At 35.6% G+C, this 2,839-nt stretch carries 3 protein-coding genes; 1 reads left to right on the top strand and 2 read right to left on the bottom strand.

Annotated elements, in window-relative coordinates:
* The first annotated feature begins 323 nt into the window (after positions 1-323).
* On the top strand, positions 324-1,223 hold the full coding sequence (locus tag VGE71_RS17975; RefSeq protein WP_331139539.1) for an energy transducer TonB: 900 nt from the start codon (positions 324-326) through the stop codon (positions 1,221-1,223).
* 400 nt (positions 1,224-1,623) lie between these two features.
* Here VGE71_RS17975 and VGE71_RS17970 read toward each other — a convergent pair whose 3' ends face one another.
* Positions 1,624-2,019: an ExbD/TolR family protein gene (locus tag VGE71_RS17970; RefSeq protein WP_008464192.1), complete on the bottom strand. Its 396-nt coding sequence runs from the start codon at positions 2,017-2,019 to the stop codon at positions 1,624-1,626.
* A gap of 3 nt (positions 2,020-2,022) precedes the next feature.
* On the bottom strand, positions 2,023-2,715 hold the full coding sequence (locus VGE71_RS17965; RefSeq protein WP_331139538.1) for a MotA/TolQ/ExbB proton channel family protein: 693 nt from the start codon (positions 2,713-2,715) through the stop codon (positions 2,023-2,025).
* Between the last annotated feature and the right edge of the window lie 124 nt (positions 2,716-2,839).

The raw sequence follows: 2,839 nt of genomic DNA, 5'->3' as shown, positions 1-2,839 counted from the left end.
TTCTTTGCGTACTTTGCGTTACAATTACTAGTTTTTTTTAACGCAAAGAACGCTAAGGTATTTTTATTTGGAGCGTAACCAATATCTAAATATTAAGTTCGCAAAGCTTTGTCGACATCAAGCTTTGCGAACTTCAATCGAAGATTTACTCAAAAAAACTTTGCGCTTCTTTGCGAAAATCTTTGCGTGCTTTGTGTTATAATCATTTAAAAAAAATACTTAGCGCCCCTTGCGGTTAAATTACATCACGCTCTTTCATTCTAAACAATTTTTACTACTTTTAAACGTTTTTAAAATAATACATTTCAAAATTTAGATTTTAGATGAGTTCCTCTATTTCTTCAGATCAAAAGAAATCATTACTATTCACCACTGCGATATATGCAGCAATTATTCTATTGCTATTTTTTATCCGTTTTTGGCCTCCTTATAATCCGGAAAATAACGTTGCGCTTGCAGAAGGTGGCGGCGGTGGCGGCGGCGTTACAGTAAATTTTGGAGATAGTGATTTAGGAAGAGGAGCCAATTACAAAAGTGAAGTTCTGGAAGTAAAAAACAATGTAAAAGCAGCACCCGCAAAAGCTGCTCCAGAAGATGCAATTATTACTCAGGAAAATACAACAGCAGAAAATGACGTCGTTATTCCAGCGAAAGAAAAACCTAAGAAACCAACTCCAGTAAAACCAGAAACAAAACCTGCTCCTGAAAAACCGAAAGTTTCGAACTCTACCAACGATGCTTTAGCAAGCATTATGAAAGGTTCCAACAAAGGTGGTGACGGAGATGATAAAGTAGCCGGAAATAAAGGAAAAGCAGGTGGAAGTTTAAACTCAAATGGTTATTACGGATCGGGTGGCTCTGGCGGAGGAACTGGTGGCGGTAACGGAACTGGAAATGGTATTGGAACTGGAAGCGGTTACGGAGCTGGAAGTGGCGGTGGTTCTGGCGGTGGATCGGGATATTCTTTAGGAAACAGAAAAGCACTTTCTAAACCCGCACCAAAATATACTTGTAATGAAGAAGGAAAAGTGGTTGTTGAAGTAAGCGTTGACCAAAACGGAAAAACGATAAGCGCAACTGCAGGAATTAAAGGAACAACGAATACAGCAAAATGTTTATTAGATCAAGCGAGAATTGCAGCAATGAATACCAAATGGGAATCTGATAGTGATGCTCCTGCCAAACAAGTTGGGAAAATTATTTATAATTTCAGTTTGGATTAAAACATGAATTTCACGGATTTACACTAAAATATGTTTATATAAAAAAGGCTTTCAGAAATCTGAAAGCCTTTTTTATTGAACTGGTTTAAACCCATTTATTTCGTTCAGTTTGTCATTTCGACGAAGGAGAAATCTCCACAAGTAACTCCGCAACGAAATTCCAATCCTTTGTAGAGCTTCTCGCGGAGATTTCTCCTTCGTCGAAATGACAAGATTGTAGCCAATCCTACCGTGATTATTTCGTTCCTCTAAATGCCCTAGATTAACGTCTGCTCGCGTGAGGGATAGAAGCTAGCTACCACTGTAGCGCGGATAGCCCGACCGCAATAAAAAAATGGGCGTATCAACGTTAAGCTGATTGGCCCATTTTTTTATTGTGGTCACGCCTAAATGATAAAATCTATTTCGGACTTGTAGCAATTACGAATTTAAGATTGTTCTTTACTCCTATTTGCAAAACATCTACTAGGTCTTGAACTTGCAGATTAAACGGTATTCGGACAACAACGGTTTGCTCTTTATCTGTTCCTATTTTTGACATTAAACTCGTTTCCAGGTTTTCGAAATCAACTTCTTGTTTGTCGATGTAGAACTTTTTATCTTCTGTAACCGATAAACTGATTAACTGTTTATTGGTTTTTTCATTTGCTTTAGCTTTTGGCAATGTCATCTTAATCACATTCGGATTTGCCAGTGTTGAGATAATTAAGAAAAACAACAACAGGAAAAACATAATGTCACTCAAAGATGAAGTCGCAACTTCGGCGTGAAATCTTCTTTTTCTCTTAATAGACATACTTTATGCTCTTTGAATTATATTGACAAATTCTAAAATCTGTTTTTGGATTTTTAAAGCAAAATCATCGATTTTTCCGTTCAGTAAGTGGTAAGCAGAATATGCAATAATACCAACGATTAATCCAGATCCTGAACTGATCATTTTTTCGTATAAACCTCCAGAAATGTTTCCGATACTGATATTTTCTGTAACCGAAATGCTGTAGAAAATTTTAATTACTCCAGAAATTGTTCCGATGAAACCTAATGTTGGAGCGATACCAGCTATAAGTCCAAGGTGACCTAAACGTCTTTCCATTTCGCCAATTTCGATATCAGCGGCGCGGTCCATGTTGGATTCAATTTCTGCAATTGGCCTTCCAATAACCAAAACACCTTCTTTTAAAATATTTCCAGCAGCGGTGTTATTTCTTTCTACAATTGTTCTTGCTAATTCAATATTTCCAGAATGCAATTTTTCGCCAACATCCTGCATTAATCTACTGTCAATTTTTGATGCTCGACTGATATACATATAACGTTCAAAAATCACATAAATAGTATAAAACAATAAAATCGCAATTGGAATTAAGAAAACTCCCCCTTTCATGATGAACCCAAACATTGAAATTTCTTGTTCTGGAGCAATCTTCTCGATTACTACATTTGAAGCATTTGCGATTGTATCTGTTTGTAATTGAATAAAACTAAACATATATTAATTCTGGTTTTTAATAATTAATTCTAAAAAATATTTGAAATTTGCAATAAAGATAATTTTCGCTGTAATATTAAACTACAAAAATCGAAATTTATTTCAATCAACAACCATTTTATCT

Source organism: Flavobacterium sp., from assembly GCF_036405015.1.
Lineage (GTDB): Bacteria > Bacteroidota > Bacteroidia > Flavobacteriales > Flavobacteriaceae > Flavobacterium.
Note: the sequence above shows the minus strand (reverse complement) of the source record. Positions and strands in the feature narration are given on the sequence as shown.